The following is a 267-nucleotide window of genomic DNA, read 5'->3' as shown; positions in this document are numbered from 1 at the left end:
TCTATGTGCTTGTTGGCGCGATTACCGGACTGACGGCCGTCTTCCTTGTAGGCTGGCTGGGTGCTGCGACCAATGCGCTGGGTCAAGGTCAGGAGCTTCAGGTGATTGCCGGTACGGTCATCGGCGGCGCAAATCTTCTTGGCGGTTATGGTTCGGCGATTGGAGCTGTCATCGGCTCGTTGCTCCTCGAAGTCATTCGCAACGCGCTGCTTCTCGCTGGCGTGAATCCCTTCTGGCAGGGGCTCTTCGTCGGTGCCTTCATTCTCT

At 58.8% G+C, this 267-nt stretch carries 1 protein-coding gene; it reads left to right on the top strand.

Annotation, left to right across the window (positions count from 1 at the left end; genetic code table 11):
* Positions 1-5: 5 nt before the first annotated feature.
* A partial coding sequence (locus tag SB725_RS31560; RefSeq protein WP_410923359.1) for an ABC transporter permease subunit occupies positions 6-267 on the top strand: 262 nt, incomplete at its 3' end.

Origin of the sequence: Pseudomonas sp. SIMBA_041, from assembly GCF_046535095.1 — a bacterium.
GTDB classification, from domain to species: Bacteria; Pseudomonadota; Gammaproteobacteria; order Pseudomonadales; family Pseudomonadaceae; genus Aquipseudomonas; species Aquipseudomonas mucoides.
This window is presented reverse-complemented; position numbering and strand designations above follow the sequence as displayed.